Below are 19503 nucleotides of genomic sequence, written 5' to 3' on the forward strand. Positions count from 1 at the left end.
GAGTTATTGGTTTGAGAAATATTGCTTTTTTATTTTTTTAACGGTAACTGAATGGTAAATTTTGTCCCCACACCTACTTCACTTTCTACATGCAAGCTACCATGATGAGCTTCTACAATTTTTTTACTAATTGCAAGACCTAATCCGGCACCACCTGTTTCCTGCGACCTCGATTTTTCCACTCTGTACAGCCGTTCCATAATAAAGGGCAGTTCTTCTGAAGAAATGCCTGGCCCTGTATCTTCAATTTGTATTTCCGCACTCGTTTTCGTACCATTCAATCTAACATAGACCTTCCCACCAGATGGCGTATATCTTCTTGCGTTCTCCAAAATATTCAATAAAACCTGCTCTAGTCGCTGCTTGTCGCCTTCAATACTCATAGGCATTGCTGGTGGTTCGTACTCCAGACTTATTTTTTTTTCATCCATAGATGATTCAACTAATGACAACACATCAGTAACCACATCTTCCAGTGACAATGGTACAAAACAAAATGAAAAATTGCCCTGTTCCATTCGGGCAAGGTCGAATAAATCCTGAACAAGCCGCTGCAGCCGGTTGCTTTGTTCATAAATAATCGTGAGAGATTGCGTCAACTCATCCGGTGTATAATCGTTCCGCAGCAGAACTTCGGAATAGCCTTTTAAATAAGTAATCGGAGTCCGCAGTTCATGCCCGATATCGGCTAAGAATTCATTTCGCTGGTTTTGGTAGAATTGAATTTCATTAGACATATGATTAATGGAATGAGCCAGTTGCGCCACCTCGTCATTTCCCAAAACGGGCACCCTGGTTGAATACCGCCCTTGTGCAATTTCGCTTGTGGCTTGTTTCATTTCAATTAGGGGCCGTACGACCATGCGGGAAATGATAAACAAAAGACCACTCACCACCAATACTGTTACAATCCCGGTTATCATTAACATCCACTGCAGCAACCGAACAGCTTGGCGGATGGGTTCGGTAGGTGAAAACATGACCACTTCCCCCGTCGTTTTACCGTTCTGCATAATAGGAGAATGCGAGACAAGAAAGGGGGTGGTATCCCAATCCTTCTCTATCGTGTTTTCCTGGCCTTCCTTTTTACCGCTTGCCTCCTTTAAATAGTCACGTTGTAAGGGAGAGATAGATGCAGAACTGGCTATCACATTTCCTTCTTTATTTAGAATAACAACCATAAACCTTGAACCTTTTTCCATTCGAATCACGTGTTCGATGGTTACCGGGAAGAAATGGTCGCTCAATACCGACGCATGGCTGTGTCCCCGCTGTACCAATTCTTCCGTAACGTGAGAAAGGTAAAAATTTAGAAATAGAGAATACAGAATATTACCGACAGAAAAAATAATTAACAAAAAAACGGAAAGCAGCAAAAGTCCAAGCTTTACTGCAACACGCTCACGGAATCGTTGTAAAATGGCGGTTATTTTCACTGTAATTTATACCCTACTCCCCATACCGTTTTAATGATGTCGTGGGCGGGAGCGCCTTTCGCCCGTAATTTTTCCCTCAGATTTTTCACATGAGTGTCGACCGTTCGCTCGTCTTCAATATCTTGTCCTTCCCATATCAAAGCCAATAAATCTTCACGACTAAACACTCGGCCGGGAGACTTCATCAATATATGAAGAATTCCATATTCCTTTGGTGTCAAAATTAATAACTGGTTTTCAAAAAATGCTTCGTGTCGATGGCTATCCACTGTTATCCCCTGATGGTTCAACAGGTGATCTGGATTCATTGTTTCCTGGTTTTTACTCTCACTTCTCCGCAGAACGGCGTGTACTCTTGCCAGCAGTTCCTCTTGATCAAAAGGCTTCGTCACATAATCATCGGCACCCAATGCAAGCCCTTTTACTTTATCACTTGTTTGCTCGCGCGCTGTTAACATAATGATAGGCACATTAGAAAATTGTCGGATTTTCTCGCATGTCTCCCATCCGTCCAACGTGGGCATCATAACGTCTAGCAATATTAACTCATACGGTTTACTTTGCAGTGCAGCAATGGCCTCTTCCCCCGAAGATACCTGATCCGCGCTATATCCGGCTTGGCGTAAGCAGATAGAGAGGAGCTGCCTCATTGGTTTTTCGTCGTCAACAATGAGTACCATTCTTTTATCTTCCATCATCATTTCCCCCCTCTGTTAATATTTTAATTATACGTTCGTACTCTTCCACACTAATTTCCCCCCTTGCCAATCGTTCCCGGACGATGGCAATCGCTTGATTATCGTAGGTATTATTTTTATGGGAAGGGCCCTTAATCCACCTTATAATCAGATACACACCAAGCAGCAAAAAAAACCACTGGCATAGCATCCAAATGAACATTCCGACTCCTCCAAACCCCATAAACATGATGAGAAGGCCTCCTTTATATAGAAATCCAATATAATACAGTATCCATTATCCATTCTATATTGTTATATCGAAAAAAAGTGAAGGAAATGTGAAGCTGCCTTTCCACCATATTTTCTTCACTTTTGTCTTTTATACTTTATTTAGGAGGGGATGAATCATGTTAAATTGCTTGCAAAATTTTGGAATGGGTGGGTTAGGGATGTTTGCTTGGATGCTCTTGCAATGGGGACTCCTCCTTGGCGTCATTTACTTGAGCATCCGCTGGATACGTGGAAATCACTCAAAAAGCAGTGAAGATACAGCTGTAAAAATTGTCCGCGAACGATACGCGAATGGAGAAATGACCGAACAAGAATACAACCGTCTACTGGAAAAATTAAAATGACAAAACAAACAAAACAGCAATAAGAAATACCTTTCATTTCGGCTGTTAACAAGAGTTAACAGCCTATATTTATGTTAATTCATGTTAGCCCTACAATGGACATGCCTTTTCCATGCTGTCGGTTAACCTATGAAAAAAATCAAAATTATAGTTACATAAAAGGAGATCATTATGAACACATCGAAAAAGAAAAAGGCTTTTTTGCAAACGATTGGATTAGTAACCGTCTTACTTCTGCCAGCCTGCGGGAGTCAGGGAAATACCGCCACCGCTACCCCTCCAACTCCAAACCAACCAAGCCCTACCACACAAGAAAAACCAACGGATAACGGAAATAAAATTGATCCACAAACAATGAGCCACTGGCATACCGTTTCACAAAGTTTAACAACCAATGGTATCATTGTCGGCGCCCATACCGGTCTCTATACATCGAAAAACTCGGTTGATTGGTATAAAGCCGCAACAGGGTTGGAAGGAATGGATGTAATGGGAATTGTACAGAGCATAAACCAGCCCGAAAAGCTAATCGCCGGTGGACACGGATTTTTAAAAGTATCTAACGATAAAGGAGCTACATGGTCCGACTTAACAACCGGATTACCTTCCGAGCCAGATGTACACGATTTACTTGCCATAGATAAAGATGCGAAAAATTTAATTGCATACGTTGCGATGGACGGTTTCTATTTAAGTAATGACGGAGGAAAAAATTGGAATAAGAAGACGAACTACCCTGCAAATGTTCAGAATATGTCACTTAATCCTCTATCTAATACCCTTTATATTGTTGAAGAAAAGGGCTTATTTGCTTCAAAAGTAGATAGTTGGCAGTGGAGTAAAGTAAATAGTAAAGACGGCTCTCAAGTCTTGGGACTTGTTCACGATAAAAACGGCACCGCTTATCTGGCGACTTCTACCGGCCTTTGGCGAACAGACAATTTTAAAGACTTCACTAACATAAACAATGGAAAAATTCCGAATCAGGTTGTAATGCTCGGCATTTCTCCAAAAGATTTAACTACCGTTATCGCTATTACTAATCATGCACAATTTTATCTTTCTCCCGATAAAGGACAAACGTGGAAACAAATCAAATGAAATATCTTCACCAACCATAGATCATTATAAATTCACATGGCGGAGGTAAGGATGATATCGCGAAAATTTTATCGTACTCTTATACTTCTCGTGATTTTTTTCGCAGTAGTGTGGGCTCTTTATAGTGAATTTGGGACAAGTAAAGAAGCTGTTAAAACTGGAAAACCCGCACCGAACTTTATTGGACAGAACCTGACGGGAGGAACAACTGAACTTCGCAAGCTACGTGGAAAAGGAGTTGTACTTAATTTCTGGGGTACATGGTGTCCTCCATGCCGGGAAGAAATGCCTGCCTTAAATCAAGCCAGCAAGGAATTTGAACACAAAGGTGTGGAGGTTGTCGCTATCAACGACGGTGAATCAAAGCTGTCCGTTCAGGGATTTGCCAATCAATATCATTTGAGTTTTCCCATTGTGCTTGACCCTTCGCAGGACATTACAATGAAATATCAAATCGGCCCGCTGCCTACCACGTTTTTTATCAAACCGGATGGTACGGTATACAAAAAAATCGAAGGCGGGCCTATGTCAATTGAGACCATCCGTAATAATATGACTCAAATCGAACCTTCGAAAAATAAATAAGTATTTCCCAACCTTTTTCACATGTTCGAAAACGAAACAAACCCGGAATACACTCTAGGCATATGATGAAATCAAAGTAAACTAGGTGGACGTACAAACATATTGATTAATTGGTGCGTAGTTTACTGTATCAATACAAAAAGAGTGATTTGTAATGGCTGGGTTTACCGGAGGCTTCTGGGCTAATGAAGTAGGGGTGATACTTGTACTGTTTATATTAATTGTTGTGATTGCAGTGTTGGATCATTCAGTATGGCCCCTGGTGGAATCTAAAATAAGCAGAATTAGGAAATAAAACCTTCCTAAATCCGTGGAAGGTTTTACGATTTGTCACAACAAAGCTTGGTATAATAGTACAAAAACCATACAGCATGGTTTTGTTCGTCAGCCGCCGCCCGACGGAAACGGTCTTTAATATTAGTATCTTGTGTTTTATCCGCAATAGTTAAATAAAAATCTACGGTTTGTTGTTCATCTTTTAAGGCAAACTGCAATCCACTTTTATAATCATTTGGACATTGCTCCGTAATCTGCGGGTTTGGATGGAATCCGGTTAGAGACATATAAATCTTTGAGAATACTTGATAGTGCCTAATCTCATCCTGTCGAATTTCAAGAATTCGGTTTTTTTCTTCATCATTATGAGCCATTTTGGCTAACTGTTTATAACAATGTATAGCACTATATTCTCCATTAATGGCTTTAACAGTATCACTGAGTAAACCACTGTCTGGTTCGTAATGATAATAATAAGGATACACTTGATTACTCTCTCCCCTCACTTTTACGGTTCGTATATTTTATGCAGCCAGTATGACTTGGTATCTAGTCCAAAAACAGCCATATTAATAGCCAGACTCTAATGAGATCTGGCTACTACTTTCATTTCTCGTTGTTTGAAATGATTAGACTTTCTCCTTGTCTACAAAAAGTCCTCGTATGCGGTTAAACTCGGCTAAACTCTTATCGTATTTTAACCTTTTGAAGACGCAGCGCATTGAGAACAACGGAAACCGAACTCAAAGCCATCGCGGCTCCGGCTACCCAGGGTGCCAGTAAACCTACGGCGGCGATTGGGATCCCCAAAGAATTATAAGCGAGGGCCCAGAACAGGTTTTGTTTAATATTTCCCATTGTTTTACGGCTCATATAAATCGCATCCGGGATGCTGTTTAAATCGCCACGCATAAGGGTTACATCTGCTGCTTCCATCGCAACATCGGTCCCTGTTCCAATTGCCATTCCAATATCAGCGGTAGCCAGAGCAGGCGCATCGTTAATGCCGTCACCGACCATCGCTACTTTTTTCCCCTGTGCTTGTAGTTTTTTCACTTCTTCCGCTTTTCCCTCGGGCAGAACTTCCGCCAAGACATAATCAATGCCTACTTGTTTGGCAATCGCCCGGGCGGTTCGCTCGTTATCACCAGTAATCATGATGACTTGAATGCCCATTTGTTTTAACCGGGTTACCGCTTCTTTCGAAGTTTCTTTTATCGTATCGGCAACGGCAACGATCCCTGCATATTTACGGTCAATGGCGATTAACATCGCTGTTTTCCCCGCCTGCTCAAGTTGTTCCATTGACTCTATTGCTTCATCCACCGCTACCTCATATTTCATCATCATCTTTCGAGTCCCAGCAAGTATTTCTTTTCCTTCGACAACGGCCCGTATCCCGTAACCCGGGATGGCTTCAAATTCATCCGCCGCAGGCCATTCAATTCCTTTAGCTGCAATACCTGTTACAACGGCTTCAGCCAACGGGTGTTCCGAATTCTTTTCAGCAGCGCCTACCCATCGTAAAAACGACCGCTCGTCAACTCCGGATGTCATTACGTCCGTCAGCTCGGGTTTCCCTTTGGTGACCGTTCCGGTTTTATCCAGGACAATGGCTTCTATCCGATGTGTGGATTCCAGATGTTCACCGCCTTTAAACAAAATTCCATATTCAGCCGAACGGCCTGACCCAGCCATGATAGAAGTAGGTGTAGCCAGACCTAGCGCACACGGACAGGCAATCACCAGAATCGCGATAGATTTTTCTAAGGCACCGGTAAAATCTCCGGGAGCCGTCCAGAAATACCATACGAAAAAAGCAATGAGCGCAATTCCGACAACGATGGGGACGAAAATACCGGAAATCACGTCTGCAATTCGTTGAATCGGCGCTTTTGAACCTTGGGCTTCTTCCACGACTTTAATGATTTGGGCAAGAGCGGTTTCTTTGCCGATTTTCGTAGCTTTTACTTTGAGCACGCCGTTTTTATTAATGGTAGCCCCTATAACGTTGTCTCCTGCTCTTTTCTCAACCGGAAGACTCTCGCCCGTCAGCATCGACTCATCCACCGAAGAAATCCCTTCAATGACTTCTCCATCTACAGGCACCTTCTCCCCAGGCTTCACGAGAATTACATCTCCCACAACTACTTCCTCAACCGGGATGCTCACTTCCTCACCGTTTCGGATGACTAACGCGGTTTTCGCCTGCAGCCCCATGAGTGTCTTAATCGCTTCCGAAGTGCGCCCTTTAGCCAGAGCTTCAAAGAGTTTACCCATAATAATTAATGTAATTAGAATTGCGCTTGTTTCATAATACATTTCGGGAACATGGTGGGCTTGGGTACTTGCCGCCCACTTCATTGTTGAGTAAATACTGTAAAAATAAGCAGCGGAAGTCCCGAGAGCGACAAGCACATCCATATTGGCGCTTTTATTGCGGAGCGCTTTAAATGCACCCACATAAAACTGACCTCCAATGACAAACTGAACAGGGGTCGCCAACGCCAGCTGGACCCACGGATTCATAAACCATGAGGGTACCCAAATAAAGGATGTGAAGGAAAAATGGCCGACCATTGCCCATAGTAAAGGAAAAGAGAGAATCGCAGAGGCTACCAATTTTCGTTTTTGCCGCTCAATCTCTTGTTGGCGATGTTCTCCCTGATTGGCCTGCTCTTCCTTCGGTACAGCCTTGTAACCGAGTTTCTCTACCTTTTTTACCATATCGGAAACCGAAACAGATCCCGGAATGTACTCCACGTGCGCGGTTTCGAGAGCGAAATTCACGCTCGCCTTGGCAACGCCAGGCAATTTATTCAACCCTTTTTCAATCCGGTTCGCGCAGGCTGCACAGGTCATGCCTATAAGCTGTAAATTCACTTCATCCCTGGCAACGCCATACCCCAGTTTTTGAATACGCTGTTCCATTTGAGGCACATCGACTTTCTCAGGGTCATACGTTATTGAAGCTTTTTCCATTGCAAAGTTAACATTTGCTTCTTTCACACCTTCGATTTTATTTAATCCCTTTTCAATCCGGTTCGCACAAGCAGCACAGGTCATACCGGTAATTTGCAGGGATGTTTGCTTTGTTGCGTTTGGTGTTGGTTCCATGATTTCCACCTCTTTTTTCTATAAGATTGACCTATTCTTTAAGATTTAACTATGATTTATCTTTATTTTTTTGTCTCATCCTCTTCATTTATATACTATACCCCCCTTATGTATAAGTCAAGTAAAATCACCCCATTAATCCGTTATTTTTAGTATCTCCAATTTATTTGAAGAAAGTGTGAAGAAATGGGTATATGAAATACTTAAAAGAAATTTGAAGAAAGAATGGAGAATTTTTTTAGTCCGGTTTATGTAAGATAGATCATGGTTAATCCGGGACAATCCTACTCTGCTTAAATTTTATACATCAATATAAAATTACAAAAAGATCAAAGAATATTGAAAAGGGTGATACAGATGAAATCCGTATGGTTTTACTGTGTATTGGGCTTATCTTGTTATTTTTTCGGCCTCTGGCAATTATGTAGCTATAGGAAGTTCCTCTCAAATATGATGGGGATGACCGTTTCTATGTCTTTAGGAATGGCAGCAGGGCTCATCGGGGGTTATACACCCGTTCTTTATTATTCAGGTGATTTATTTACTTCTACTCTTTTGGGAATTATAATAGGTGGCTTTTTTGGATTACTTTCCGGAATTCCAATAGGATTGATTTGTGTGTTAGAAGGATTTTTTAGTGGTTTAATGAGCGGTATGATGGGAGCTATGCTGGGGGATATGATTTCGCCGCCTCAAAAAGAGTATTTGTTTTACATTTTTTTTGTGTTATTACTATGTACGGTCTCACTTGTTGTATATCTCATTGTCCAGGAGCTTTCAAAACGCAATATACCCACTAAATTAAATGTAGTTGCACATCCCTTATACCCTTTATTCCTTCTGGTAACTTTTTTTCTTATCTTACCTCACAGTTTTGCATCAGGTGAACCGATTTCTCCCCAACCCATTATTATTGAAGCAAAAGAGTTTGCTTATTCTCCTAATGTAATAAGGTTGACAAAAAATCAACCGACAGAAATTACGCTGGTTAACAAAGGAAACCAGGAACATGATATAGAAATCCAGGATATTTCAATTTCTCACTTACAAATAAATCAACAATCGAATCATCACGGTCACAATCAGTATGCCACTAATGTTGTACATATCCATGCTAAACCCGGACAGAAGTCAAGTGTAAAATTCACTCCAAATACTATTGGCACATATCAATGGTTCTGCACTTTACCCGGTCACAAAGAGTCTGGAATGTCAGGCACTCTTATAGTAAAAGAATAATTCGTCATTCTTCACAATACCTTCAAATATTTACGGTATGATAGGAGATATTTGATAAATCATGGAGTTGGTTTAAATTGACGGATATCAGTATTTGGGTTGCCTTTGGAGCTGGTTTCTTATCCTTTATTTCTCCTTGTTGTTTACCCCTTTATCCTACGTTTCTCTCGTATATCACCGGTGTTTCGGTAAATGACATTAAAAGCACCGGATTGGCAAACCGCAAGGCACTGATTCATACCTTTTTTTTCACGCTGGGGTTCTCCAGTATATTCTTTGCTTTGGGTTTCTCAACAACCTTACTTGGGGGCCTTTTCAAATCAAATCAAGACCTTATACGCCAAATAGGAGCTATCCTAATCTTTGTAATGGGTCTCGTTATGACGGGAATTTATACCCCGAAATTTATGATGAAAGAGTACAAAATGCATTTTGCGGACCGGCCTGTTGGGTATCTTGGTTCAACTTTAATTGGCATATCGTTTGCGGCAGGCTGGACGCCTTGTGTCGGTCCTATTCTTACAGCTGTTCTCGCTCTAAGCGTTTCAAACCCTTCACAAGGTATATGGTATATGATCGCCTATACGATCGGGTTCTCTATTCCTTTTTATTTGATGTCGTTCTTTATCGATAAAATGAAGTGGATAAATCGTTACAGCGGGAAAATCATGAAGGTTGGAGGCATTATGATGATCTTTCTTTCTATTCTGCTCTATACGAATCAGATGACTGCCATTACAAGAACATTAATTAGGTTTTACGGGGGCTTTACGGGATTTTAAACAAACAAGCAGCGTCTACCGCTTATAAAAGTTGTTAATTAAACTTCTATAAGTTAAGAACGCTGCTTAATAAATCTCATCATTTTATAGTATTGTATAAAACAAACGTTATTTATTTTTATACAACATCGTATCCCTGTTCTTCAATTGCTTCTTTCATTTGATTATTCGACACTTTCCCGCCCTCAAATTCAACGTCTACTTTACCCTCTTTGAGATGAACCAAGACTTTACTTACACCATCAAGTTCTTCCAACGCTGTGCGAACAGCCTTTTCACAGTGACCACATGTCATACCTTTAACGTTTAACGTTACTTTTTCCACTTTGACTCATCCTTCCTTTTTTGGACCAATGTGTAATATATTACTATATTAAAAACAAGATAAAAATTTGTTTTATTTAATGAAAGAGTCACCTCCTTAACGCGCTGCTTAAATTTTTAACAATGGGTTAAACAAGAGTTTGCTTAAAAAATTTATTTCATTAATTTGTTCATTGTCTTTAACAGTTCATCGATCACTTCCTGATCTCCGTCCTGAATTCTTTCAATCACACAACTTTTCATGTGGCCTTCCAGAAGAAGTTTTCCCACTGAATTGAGTGCGGACTGGATAGCCGCGATTTGATTCAGAATATCATCACAGTAGACATCCTTCTCAATCATTCCCTTTACGCCCCGAATCTGACCTTCAATTCGGTTTAATCGACTGACTAAATTCGTTTTCATTTTATTTGAATGATGGCTTTTTCTTTCGTCCGTATGCGTGAAATTATCCTGACTATGATTTCCCTTTGTATTTTCCATTTAATTTTCTCTCCAATATTGTTGTCCCATATGCTAAGTTTGTTTTATAAGAAACTTATACGTTGTGATTAGTTTACCCATATTTGTTCATTGGTTACTAATGATTAATTAAATTATAGCATACCCCTGTACCGTATACAAGTGTATTTTTATAACTGAACAATATTTTAATTAATTTTTCGTTTCACATTATAACCGCCCAATTTCATTTTTACTTTTTGTTCATCACGTTTTCTTCACGTTTCTTTTCTATAATAAAAGCAGGGGAGTGATAAATCATGATGAACAGCATGCTTGGTTTTGGCAGTGTTGGAATGTTTGTCTGGATGCTTTTGCGCTGGATCATCCTTCTGACTGGAATTTACGTAATGATTAGACTGATTCGTGGTGAAGGCAAAGTAAAACAAGACGATACAGCTATCAATGTTGTACGTGAAAGATATGCTCGAGGAGAAATAACAGAAAATGAGTATTTTAAAATAAGCAACAAGTTACAGCATAAATAAAATTCAATTTTTTGAGAGCTGCTTCAAAAATTTAGCAGCTCTCATCTTTGCTTTTTATCGCTCATTCGCCCGTGAACTGCTCACGTTTTTTTGTACGCATTGCTTCATTGTTTCTGCGAATATTACCAAGCAAGGCCCCCACTACACCTGAATACATTGATTTCCTTGATGTCAGCGTAGTGTGTAGGAAGAACAAGCGTATCATTCGACAGATTGACGTTCTTAGTAAAGACCGTTTCGTATAAAGACTGCGACCATTTTAGAACTTACACCTTTAGCGCACACGATAACAATCTCCGAATCATTCGGAAACTCCGTAGATTTAGCAAATATCCCTCTTTTTTCTCTTTACTTCACGTCTTTTTCAGTCGGCCTAAAGTGCTACACGATGTCAAGACAGTTTTTTTAGATTTTTAAGGTATGTGAAATAATGTACAATCTATTGATGTATTTTCTATATGAGATGGTAATTCAACTGTTCAGTTACAAGATATGGGATATGTTTACATACATTGTCTACTGGTAGAGGACGTAGCCCCGAAGGGGACGAGGAACCGATAGGTTCCGAGTGTCCACAACGGGGAAAGCAAGCGAAGCGCGGTAGCTTAATCTTGTCCCCAATATACAGATGCTGGTGTACGATATTGTAATGATCGATGGGGCCGAATATGATTAATATAGATTCATGTATCGGCTAATGCCTTGACGTGTTTCTCTTGGACTAGCATACTCATGAATGTAAACTTCTTCATACTTCAGACTACGCCAGAATCACTCTGTGAAAATATTATCCGCAGCTCGACCTTTACCGTCCATACTAATTCGAATTTCATTTTCTTTCAATATATCAATATATTGTGGACTAGTAAAATGGCTCCCCTGATCGCTGTTGAGAATTTCAGGTTTATTCACAGCAAGGGTACGCCGCAGCATCTCAATGACAAAACCAATCTCCAGGCTTTGATCGAGTTGCCAATCCACACATAGCGGGAATACCAGTCCAGTATGGCTACAAGGTACATCCAGCCGCGCTGCATCCTGAGTAGAGTAAGAGATAAGGCGTAGTCGAGCTATTTCCTTACCTCTCCTCTCCGAACCGGACTTGCCCATCGGTCCAAATGGAACGAAAAAGCAAGTCTATCTGGTAGCTATATTGGATGATGCAACTCGATTTGTTTTGCATGGTGCTTTCTATCCAACGCTCGATTCTAGGATTGTGGAAGATGCCTTTCGGCAGGCCGTACAAAAATATGGCGTGCCAGAAGCGGTTTATTTTGACAACGGTAAGCAGTACCGAACCAAGTGGATGGCGCGTACGTGTTCTAAGCTTGGCACCCGCCTTGTATTCGCAAAACCTTATTCGCCCGAATCAAAAGGTTATGGAAAGCTATACATTATGCAAAGTAACGGCTACAACCCATGGGTTTTTAGGGCATTTACAGTTCATTGACTTTACATAATATTTCTTGATCTATAATTGACATGGCATATAAAGGACGGAAATAAAGTGCATTTCACGTTGAAAAAGGCTGGTTCAAAATATTTTCATCGTTTGTTTAGTCTCCATGAAAAAATTATGTAAAGTAAATTGGGGTATATATCTACTAACGACGCGAGTTTTCGGCTTCAATTTTGCATAACGGCCAGCTTTCCATAACCTTTTTTATGCGAAGCTTCACATAAAAAAGGTAAGGTGGAACGATTTAACCGAGTGGTAGATTCTTTCTTGGGCGAAGTAGCACTTGAAAAGCCAAATACGCTGGATCGGTTGAATGAACTCTTCCAAGTATGGCTCGCCGAATGTTACCAAGGAAAGCCTCATTCCGCACTCGGTGAGAAAACAAGTCCAGAATCCGCATTCCGAAGTGACAGGAAAGCCCTTCGCTTTATCGATCCGGATACATTGGCAAATGCTTTCCTGCATTGTGAGACACGGAAGGTAGATAAATCAGGATGCATCAGCTTTATGGACCAAAAATATGAAGTTGGACTTTCATTTATCGGTCGTCAAGTGGACGTTGTGTACGATCCTTCGGATCTAGAGGAACTTACGATGGAACATCCCCCTTTTTCAAGGGATGTCCCTACGGAAAAGCTGTACGATTCCCCTCCGATGCGTGAAATTTTGGGCAGGCTTAAGTATGCGGCGGAACGCCAGCTATTTGCAGTATTGACTGGTGATTGCGGTACGGGGAAAACCACCACCATTCGAAGGTTTGTGGATCGGCTGGATCGCGGGAAATTTCAAGTGCTCTATTTGTCGGATTCTAAATTAACCCCTCGTCATTTTTATAAGGGAATGTTGGAACAGTTGGGCTCTGAAGCAAAGTTTTATAGAGGGGATGCCAAACGGCAACTACATCGGGAGATTGAGCTGATGAAGGGAATCCATGATATTCAGCCCGTCGTAGTCGTAGATGAGGCTCACCTTTTAGATCGTGAGATGCTTGAGGAAGTTAGGTTCTTACTCAACTTCAAAATGGATGCCCAAAGTCCAATGGCCCTCATTCTTGTAGGTCAGAGTGAATTATGGGACCGCCTGCGTCTTCAGTCATTTGCGGCGATACGCCAGAGAATCGATCTTCAATGCAGACTGGGGCATTACGATCGTGCACAGGTTGGTGAGTATGTGGCACGCCATCTTGAATATGCAGGGGTGAGCCAACAAATCTTTTCTGACGGCCTTAGATGAAATCCACCGCTTTTCCGGAGAGCCGCAAGGCCCATAAACAAGGTATGTACGCACTGTTTACTTTATGGAGCACAGAACGGACATCGAATTATTGATGATCACATGGTCAAACGGGTGATTGAGGGAGAATTATCATGATTCTCCCTTTTTTCAAATGACACTTGGACAATAGATTCGTCAATTTGCGGACAACTAACGCCGTCACCTTCGGGACGATATACTACGTCATTAACAGTTGTGATATATTAGAATTTGGCTATCCATCTTTCGAAGCTTACTCTTAAAAAGAAAGAGATAAAAAGGAATTGATGTTAGCCAAATAATAAATTGAAAAACTTTGAACCCTTTCAACTCTTAAAAGTTACAAGTATAATTAAAGTACGACTCAAATTATCAGGTGATTAAATTGAATTTAAATGTTGGCAAACGCTTGAAAGAATTACGCAAAGAAAAGAAGATGACCTTAAAACAAGTGGCCGAAAAAACAAATCTATCGATCAGTTTTATCTCCCAAGTTGAGCGCTCACAATCGTCAGTGACCCTTACATCACTGAATAAAATCGCAATGGCACTTGGGGTTTCTATAAATGATTTCTTCCCTGCTAACTATACACCCAAGGCAAGCATCCTAAGGAAAGAAGAACAAAAAGAATTCAAATTTGAAAACTCTAATTTCATATTTACTTCTTTATCAGGTAATATTGAGAATCCCGTTTTTGAACCGCTCCTTGCAACCCTACTTCCCGGGGAAAAAAAAGCGACTCCTTACTCCCATGAAGGTCAGGAATTCGGTTATGTGCTGCAAGGCACTTTAACCATTCTACTAGAGAATGAAAAGTACGATCTTCATGCTGGAGACAGTATCCATATTAATTCCTCAGTCCCCCATAATTGGATCAATATGACACAAAAACCGGTTCAGGTACTTTGGGTTAATTCTCCACCACTGAATTTGGGTGCTAAACAGCCATAAAATGACTAATCCTTGCCTCAAGCAAGAGGCAAGGATAGGGGAATAGAGAATACTTCTATAATTTTTGCGAATGGCTATTCTCCCCATTTTTCAACACGTACTTTTTCGGTTCCTCGCAGCCAAATCCGTTCACCGACCACCTTTAATTCATTCAATTTGCCATAATCAATCTGCCCAATGACGGTTACCTTTTCTTCCCCTCTAAAACTGCGCGATGACTCCGGACCATAATAAATTGCCAGTACCTCCGTCGGTTGTTCGTCACTTCCCTTGTAACATCCACGCCAATAGACAATTTCCCCAATACTTGTGTATATCGTTTGATTTTCTTCCTTGGGGAGCTGACTGCATTGGATTTGGAAATTACTTCTCTTCCAGACCATCTTGAATGAATGATTTCGTTCTCAATCGGAAGTATCTCCCAAACTAAACGGCACGTATCGGGGGCTGACTTGAAGTCAAGGGTAGCTTTAAAGCTACCCCCTCTTTCAAAGTGAATCATGATATGCTTCTTTTCCGGATCCATTATTCGTAAGCCACCCTATTCTTCTCTCGATAGTTTCTAGTAAGTTCTTGATCAACATCTAATATATCATCCTTAATAACCACGCCATATTGCTGCAAAGCAGCCTTTTTGGAAATATATTGATCAATCACATCTTCAAGAACTTGCCCAGGATCACGATCGAATGGATGGCCGTATCCACCCCCTCCTCCCGACATGGCTGTGACTCTATCGTTATACTTGAGAGGTTTGGCATTTACTTTTAAAAGTTGCTCTTCCTTACCATCCCCCTCGATTATGACCTCAGGGGCGGCTGCACTTTTCCCACCAAAGAGTCCCCATGCGGTCGTCTTGGAACGATCAAACCAGAGGGAGACTGCAGCCTGCTTGGCACGTACCTGGTATCCTTTCGTAATACCGAGGCCACCCCGATTGGCACCAGGTCCGCCCGTATCTTGTCTAAATCCATAATGAAAAACTTTCAACGGATACTTAGATTCAATGACCTCAATCGGGAGGTTCTTAAAGTCCCCATTCACATTATTAATCAGACCTGATTCTCCATCATTCGCGGCAAAAGCTCCCCATCCGCCAGCAGTTGCTTCCACATTCAAGAATGGCGATTGGGTTTTTGGATCCAATCCTGTAAAGGTAATGACCATCGAATCTCCATAATGGGCGGCTGCACATTGATCTTTCATAACAGGAGAAAGGGCCTTGATGATCAAATCGATTAAGATGCCTAGAGGAGTAAAATACCATCCGCATGCTGCTGGCTCTTGGGCGTGGAAGATGGTCCTCTTTGGAGCAATGACATTCATGGTTCTAAAGTTACCGCCGGTTACCGGAGAATGAGGACTGATCAGATTTTTGAAAGCTACACGGCAAGCTGAAATAGTCTGGGAAAAACCGCAATTCGTTTGCCCAGGGCGTTGTTGGCTGGAACCCGTAAGATCTATCGTAATAGCATCCCCTTCGATCACAACCTTGACTTTAATTGGAACTGGTTCTTTCGATACTCCATCGTTATCCAGACACCCTTCCGCTTCGTAAACGCCATCCGGGATGTTGGCGATGACTTGCTTGTCCATCAATTCGGATTGAGTAAAAATATCTACAATACAACGTTCAACGGTTTCATTTCCAAATCGTTCAATAATTTCCTGATATCGTTGCTCTCCTGTTCGACATGCTGCGATTTGCGCATTCAAGTCGCCCATAGCCGCTTCTCTTAAACGGCTATTCCCAACGATAAGTTCGATGACATCTTGTCTCGGATTACCTGCATCGTAAATCTTAGTAGGTGGAATTCTGACTCCTTCTTGATAGATTTCCGTAGCATCCATTGGATATCCCGGATCTTTAGCCCCAATATCCAACCAGTGTGCTCGGTTCGCAGCAAATCCAACTAATTCATTCTTTAAAAAAATGGGTGAGAAGATGGTAATGTCATTGAGATGCGTCCCGGTAATGTATGAATCATTCATAATATAGAGATCGCCGGGTTTATACATCTCTTTTCCACCGATCAATTCAGTCGTATATTTTATACAGCCATCCAAATTCCCCATGAAGATCGGAAGTCCGGCTGACTGGCCTAGCAATTCAGCATCTTTGTTGAATAGACAAACACTGCAGTCTTTCATTTCGTATATAATCGGAGAAAAGGCACTTCTCGCCAATCTGGCATTCATTTCTTCAGCCGCAGAAATAAAGGCGTTTCGGATAATCTCGGTTGTAATTGGGTTTTCTAAATATTGCGGAGTTGTTTTAGCTTCCATCTTTATCCCTCCCTCTTAATTTGAATATTCCGGTAGGCATCCATTTCGACGCGGTACCCTGGTGGAACCACCGTGGTTGAACTTGGATCCTCAATGATCGCCGGTCCCACCTTCATATGGCCAAATTGCAAATGCTGGGTTGTGTAGACCGGTGTCTCGATCACTTCCCCATTCCAAACGGTTTGCTTTACCATCCGCTCAATAAGTTGTCCTTGAGCCTTTTCTTGACTACTACTCATCTGAAGCTTGTCTAGTTCTCCATAACCAGCAACCCTTAGGTTCACGACTTCCACCGTTCCTTTCGGATTGTTATGCCCATAAATCCTCAGATGCATATCGTGGAATAAACCGGTAAGCTTGATAAGGTTTTCTTCCCAATTCTTGGAGGGATCAAACACAAAAGGCACATTTACGGTATATTCCTGTCCTACATAACGCATATCTGCACTTCGATAGAATACTCTATCTTTTTCTGCTATATTTTGTTGTGCAAGAATGGTAGAAGCCTCGTCTTCCATTCCTTTATATAATTCTTCCGTTGTATCATGAGCCATATCCGAAACAATATGTACAAAGTTCCGAACTGCATCATAACGAATTTCTGTCTGCAGCATTCCCCATGCAGAGAATGTTCCGGCTTCAGTAGGAATTAGCACTTTTTGGATGCCTAACAATTCTGCAATGAATACAGCATGCATGGGTCCTGCCCCTCCAAATGCAACTATGACAAAATCTCTCGGATCTATTCCTTTTTTGACCGTTAAAGTGCGAATAGCATCGGCCATTTTGGCATTGGCAATCGCACATATTCCCTCAGCTGTTTCCATCACGCTAAGCCCCAATTGATCGGCTACAGATTTGACAGCCTGATAAGCGGCTTCTTTATCCAGCTGCATTTCTCCACCTAAGAAACCATGTTCGTCGATTCTCCCTAACACCAAATTCGCATCGGACACGGTAGGTTGTGTCCCACCTCGTCGATAACAGGCTGGCCCAGGATTGGATCCGGCGCTCCGAGGGCCTACCCGCAAACCTCCGTTTTCTATCCAGGCGATTGATCCTCCGCCCGCTCCAACAGTGTGAATATTGACCATTGGAGTGAGAATAGGAAATCCTTCCATTTGCGTTTCAGCCGTAACATCCGGTTTTCCGTCAATAATGAGACTGACATCAAAACTCGTCCCACCCATATCCACACAAATGAGGTTACGGTAATCCGTCAGTTCACCTATATTTATTCCACCTATGGCTCCACCTACTGGTCCGGACATCAAGGTTTGGATTGGAAGATCTTTTGCGATTTCCGAGGTCATAACACCGCCATTGGATTGCATGATGTAAACGTCGTTTTCAAGTCCTCTTTTTTTCGTTTCCTTCTCAAGTTTAGTCAAATAGTTTCTTACAATAGGTGCGACATAAGAATTAATGACGGTCGTACTTGTTCTTTCATATTCCCGCCATTCACGGGCAATTTCATGAGAAAGTGAAACAGGAATATCGATTCCCTTCTTTTGGAATGCTTCTTTGATGATGAGTTCATGTTTCGGGTTTTTATATGCGTGCAACAGACATACGGCAACCGAATTGTAACCCTTTTCAATAACCTGATTGATGATCGGATCCAAAGCTTCACCTTCTAGCGCCTTTTCGATAGATCCATCAACCAAGATTCTCTCGGGGATTTCAAAAATATCCCTCCGTTTAACTAACGGTTTAGGCTTTCGATAGGTAATGCTGTACATTTCTACTCGGTTTGCTCTTGCTATTTCATAAACATCACGAAAACCTTCGGTTACCAGAAGTGCGACATTAGCCCCTTTCCTTTCTAAAAACGCATTAAGCCCTGCGGTTGTCCCATGAACAAAGTATTCAATATCCTCTAAATTACCTGCTAGTTTTTCAATCCCTTCGATGACTCCCTCCGCCTGGTTATCCAGTGTGGTGAGAACCTTCCCCGTTTTATAAGTACCTTCTTGTTTATCAAAAAGAACTAAATCCGTAAATGTACCACCGATGTCAATAGCTAGACGGTACCGCTTCATATAAACCCCCTCATTATAAAGTATATCTTCAATTTTATTAATATAATTCAAGTATCACTTCAATTATATTGTAGAAATATTATACTACATGGTTTGAATATTGCAAATATTAAAATCTAGATGCTTGATTTATACCATTCATCCCTAGAGTTATGCTCCCTACTAATAAACTTTAGTAGGGACTCTATTACGAAGCTGATGCCAACCTCAAAGGTTTTCTTCTCACAATAAGAGAAAAAGCTCCTATCTTTAGGTGATAGAGATTGTTATCCTCGATTCTAAAAATAGGAACTTATTATTCAGACATCTGCAAGTTAACAGGACAATGTTTGTGAAATCCACTAAG

18 protein-coding genes and 4 pseudogenes are annotated in these 19503 nt (G+C 41.3%); 10 read left to right on the forward strand and 12 right to left on the reverse strand.

Features of this window, described 5'->3' with window-relative positions:
* Window positions 1–29: 29 nt before the first annotated feature.
* From H525_RS0103880 to H525_RS22725, 3 genes are read right to left on the reverse strand one after another with little or no spacing between them, the layout of a single operon-like run.
* Complete coding sequence (locus H525_RS0103880; protein ID WP_051330785.1) at window positions 30–1436, reverse strand: sensor histidine kinase; 1407 nt, start codon at window positions 1434–1436, stop codon at window positions 30–32.
* A complete protein-coding gene (locus tag H525_RS0103885; protein WP_342664267.1) occupies window positions 1433–2137 on the reverse strand; it encodes a response regulator transcription factor in 705 nt (234 codons plus the stop codon). The genes H525_RS0103880 and H525_RS0103885 overlap by 4 nt, the downstream gene beginning before the upstream one ends.
* Window positions 2121–2363 carry an SHOCT domain-containing protein gene (locus H525_RS22725; RefSeq protein WP_051330786.1) on the reverse strand — a complete coding sequence of 81 codons (243 nt, stop codon included), beginning with the start codon at window positions 2361–2363 and terminating at the stop codon, window positions 2121–2123. The genes H525_RS0103885 and H525_RS22725 overlap by 17 nt, the downstream gene beginning before the upstream one ends.
* Before the next feature lie 160 nt (window positions 2364–2523).
* On the opposite strand from H525_RS22725, the gene H525_RS22730 reads away from it, so the two are divergent.
* The 3 genes from H525_RS22730 (at window position 2524) to resA (ending at window position 4437) form a co-directional block, all read left to right on the forward strand.
* Window positions 2524–2751 carry an SHOCT domain-containing protein gene (locus H525_RS22730; protein WP_035099876.1) on the forward strand — a complete coding sequence of 76 codons (228 nt, stop codon included), beginning with the start codon at window positions 2524–2526 and terminating at the stop codon, window positions 2749–2751.
* A gap of 171 nt (window positions 2752–2922) precedes the next feature.
* Window positions 2923–3852 (forward strand): YCF48-related protein, encoded by a 930-nt coding sequence (locus tag H525_RS0103900; protein WP_027415113.1) that lies wholly within the window; start codon window positions 2923–2925, stop codon window positions 3850–3852.
* Window positions 3853–3903: 51 nt separating this feature from the next.
* Entirely contained in the window at window positions 3904–4437 is a 534-nt protein-coding gene (gene resA / locus H525_RS0103905; RefSeq protein WP_027415114.1) for a thiol-disulfide oxidoreductase ResA, read from the forward strand.
* A gap of 320 nt (window positions 4438–4757) precedes the next feature.
* Here the strand turns inward: resA and H525_RS0103915 are convergent, their stop codons facing one another.
* Window positions 4758–5198 (reverse strand): ferritin-like domain-containing protein, encoded by a 441-nt coding sequence (locus H525_RS0103915; protein WP_027415115.1) that lies wholly within the window; start codon window positions 5196–5198, stop codon window positions 4758–4760.
* A 202-nt stretch (window positions 5199–5400) separates the two neighbouring features.
* On the reverse strand, window positions 5401–7830 hold the full coding sequence (locus tag H525_RS0103920) for a heavy metal translocating P-type ATPase (protein WP_027415116.1): 2430 nt from the start codon (window positions 7828–7830) through the stop codon (window positions 5401–5403).
* A gap of 450 nt (window positions 7831–8280) precedes the next feature.
* Between H525_RS0103920 and H525_RS0103925 the strand changes: the two genes are divergently transcribed.
* Window positions 8281–9069, forward strand: coding sequence for a cupredoxin domain-containing protein (locus tag H525_RS0103925; RefSeq protein WP_027415117.1), 789 nt, complete (start codon window positions 8281–8283; stop codon window positions 9067–9069).
* A gap of 77 nt (window positions 9070–9146) precedes the next feature.
* A complete protein-coding gene (locus tag H525_RS0103930) occupies window positions 9147–9851 on the forward strand; it encodes a cytochrome c biogenesis CcdA family protein (RefSeq protein ID WP_027415118.1) in 705 nt (234 codons plus the stop codon).
* A 118-nt stretch (window positions 9852–9969) separates the two neighbouring features.
* On the opposite strand, the gene copZ is transcribed toward H525_RS0103930, so the two are convergent.
* Together copZ and H525_RS0103940 are read right to left on the reverse strand one after the other, a co-directional pair.
* Entirely contained in the window at window positions 9970–10176 is a 207-nt protein-coding gene (gene copZ / locus H525_RS0103935; protein WP_027415119.1) for a copper chaperone CopZ, read from the reverse strand.
* Window positions 10177–10328: 152 nt separating this feature from the next.
* Window positions 10329–10658 (reverse strand): metal-sensitive transcriptional regulator, encoded by a 330-nt coding sequence (locus tag H525_RS0103940; protein WP_027415120.1) that lies wholly within the window; start codon window positions 10656–10658, stop codon window positions 10329–10331.
* 278 nt (window positions 10659–10936) lie between these two features.
* Here H525_RS0103940 and H525_RS0103945 point away from each other — a divergent pair, with 278 nt between their 5' ends.
* Window positions 10937–11164 carry an SHOCT domain-containing protein gene (locus H525_RS0103945; protein ID WP_027415121.1) on the forward strand — a complete coding sequence of 76 codons (228 nt, stop codon included), beginning with the start codon at window positions 10937–10939 and terminating at the stop codon, window positions 11162–11164.
* 605 nt (window positions 11165–11769) lie between these two features.
* Here H525_RS0103945 and H525_RS28405 read toward each other — a convergent pair.
* Window positions 11770–12228, reverse strand: a pseudogene (locus tag H525_RS28405) (transposase); the annotation flags it as partial.
* A 32-nt stretch (window positions 12229–12260) separates the two neighbouring features.
* Between H525_RS28405 and H525_RS26015 the strand changes: the two are divergent.
* From H525_RS26015 to H525_RS0103965, 4 genes and pseudogenes are all read left to right on the forward strand, one after another.
* Window positions 12261–12542, forward strand: a pseudogene (locus H525_RS26015) (DDE-type integrase/transposase/recombinase); the annotation flags it as partial.
* A 306-nt stretch (window positions 12543–12848) separates the two neighbouring features.
* Window positions 12849–13224, forward strand: a pseudogene (locus H525_RS29295) (Mu transposase C-terminal domain-containing protein); the annotation flags it as partial.
* A 53-nt stretch (window positions 13225–13277) separates the two neighbouring features.
* Window positions 13278–13856, forward strand: coding sequence for an ExeA family protein (locus H525_RS29300; RefSeq protein ID WP_425387647.1), 579 nt, complete (start codon window positions 13278–13280; stop codon window positions 13854–13856).
* Between the two features lie 406 nt (window positions 13857–14262).
* Window positions 14263–14829: a helix-turn-helix domain-containing protein gene (locus tag H525_RS0103965; RefSeq protein WP_027415124.1), complete on the forward strand. Its 567-nt coding sequence runs from the start codon at window positions 14263–14265 to the stop codon at window positions 14827–14829.
* 74 nt (window positions 14830–14903) lie between these two features.
* On the opposite strand, the gene H525_RS22745 is transcribed toward H525_RS0103965, so the two are convergent.
* The 4 genes and pseudogenes from H525_RS22745 to H525_RS0103980 all read right to left on the reverse strand — a co-directional run bounded on the left by H525_RS22745 (window position 14904) and on the right by H525_RS0103980 (window position 19157).
* Entirely contained in the window at window positions 14904–15212 is a 309-nt protein-coding gene (locus H525_RS22745; protein WP_245590393.1) for a DUF3830 family protein, read from the reverse strand.
* A 29-nt stretch (window positions 15213–15241) separates the two neighbouring features.
* Window positions 15242–15355, reverse strand: a pseudogene (locus H525_RS28900) (hypothetical protein); the annotation flags it as partial.
* On the reverse strand, window positions 15355–17115 hold the full coding sequence (locus H525_RS0103975; protein ID WP_027415125.1) for a hydantoinase B/oxoprolinase family protein: 1761 nt from the start codon (window positions 17113–17115) through the stop codon (window positions 15355–15357). The gene H525_RS0103975 and the pseudogene H525_RS28900, both read right to left, overlap by 1 nt.
* Before the next feature lie 2 nt (window positions 17116–17117).
* Window positions 17118–19157, reverse strand: a complete 2040-nt coding sequence (locus H525_RS0103980; RefSeq protein ID WP_027415126.1) for a hydantoinase/oxoprolinase family protein — start codon at window positions 19155–19157, stop codon at window positions 17118–17120.
* Window positions 19158–19503 lie beyond the last annotated feature (346 nt).

Source organism: Aneurinibacillus terranovensis DSM 18919 (assembly GCF_000430625.1).
GTDB classification, from domain to species: Bacteria; Bacillota; Bacilli; order Aneurinibacillales; family Aneurinibacillaceae; genus Aneurinibacillus_B; species Aneurinibacillus_B terranovensis.

What these genes read in the sequence shown, in the direction of transcription:
- H525_RS0103885 (WP_342664267.1), bottom strand. Translation starts at nt 2,137, where the DNA reads ATGATGATGGAAGATAAAAGAATGGTACTCATTGTTGACGACGAAAAA.
- H525_RS22725 (WP_051330786.1), bottom strand. Translation starts at nt 2,363, where the DNA reads ATGTTTATGGGGTTTGGAGGAGTCGGAATGTTCATTTGGATGCTATGC.
- H525_RS22730 (WP_035099876.1), top strand. Translation starts at nt 2,524, where the DNA reads ATGTTAAATTGCTTGCAAAATTTTGGAATGGGTGGGTTAGGGATGTTT.
- H525_RS0103900 (WP_027415113.1), top strand. Translation starts at nt 2,923, where the DNA reads ATGAACACATCGAAAAAGAAAAAGGCTTTTTTGCAAACGATTGGATTA.
- resA (WP_027415114.1), top strand. Translation starts at nt 3,904, where the DNA reads ATGATATCGCGAAAATTTTATCGTACTCTTATACTTCTCGTGATTTTT.
- H525_RS0103920 (WP_027415116.1), bottom strand. Translation starts at nt 7,830, where the DNA reads ATGGAACCAACACCAAACGCAACAAAGCAAACATCCCTGCAAATTACC.
- H525_RS0103925 (WP_027415117.1), top strand. Translation starts at nt 8,281, where the DNA reads ATGATGGGGATGACCGTTTCTATGTCTTTAGGAATGGCAGCAGGGCTC.
- H525_RS0103940 (WP_027415120.1), bottom strand. Translation starts at nt 10,658, where the DNA reads ATGGAAAATACAAAGGGAAATCATAGTCAGGATAATTTCACGCATACG.
- H525_RS0103945 (WP_027415121.1), top strand. Translation starts at nt 10,937, where the DNA reads ATGATGAACAGCATGCTTGGTTTTGGCAGTGTTGGAATGTTTGTCTGG.
- H525_RS29300 (WP_425387647.1), top strand. Translation starts at nt 13,278, where the DNA reads ATGCGTGAAATTTTGGGCAGGCTTAAGTATGCGGCGGAACGCCAGCTA.
- H525_RS22745 (WP_245590393.1), bottom strand. Translation starts at nt 15,212, where the DNA reads ATGGTCTGGAAGAGAAGTAATTTCCAAATCCAATGCAGTCAGCTCCCC.
- H525_RS0103975 (WP_027415125.1), bottom strand. Translation starts at nt 17,115, where the DNA reads ATGGAAGCTAAAACAACTCCGCAATATTTAGAAAACCCAATTACAACC.
- H525_RS0103980 (WP_027415126.1), bottom strand. Translation starts at nt 19,157, where the DNA reads ATGAAGCGGTACCGTCTAGCTATTGACATCGGTGGTACATTTACGGAT.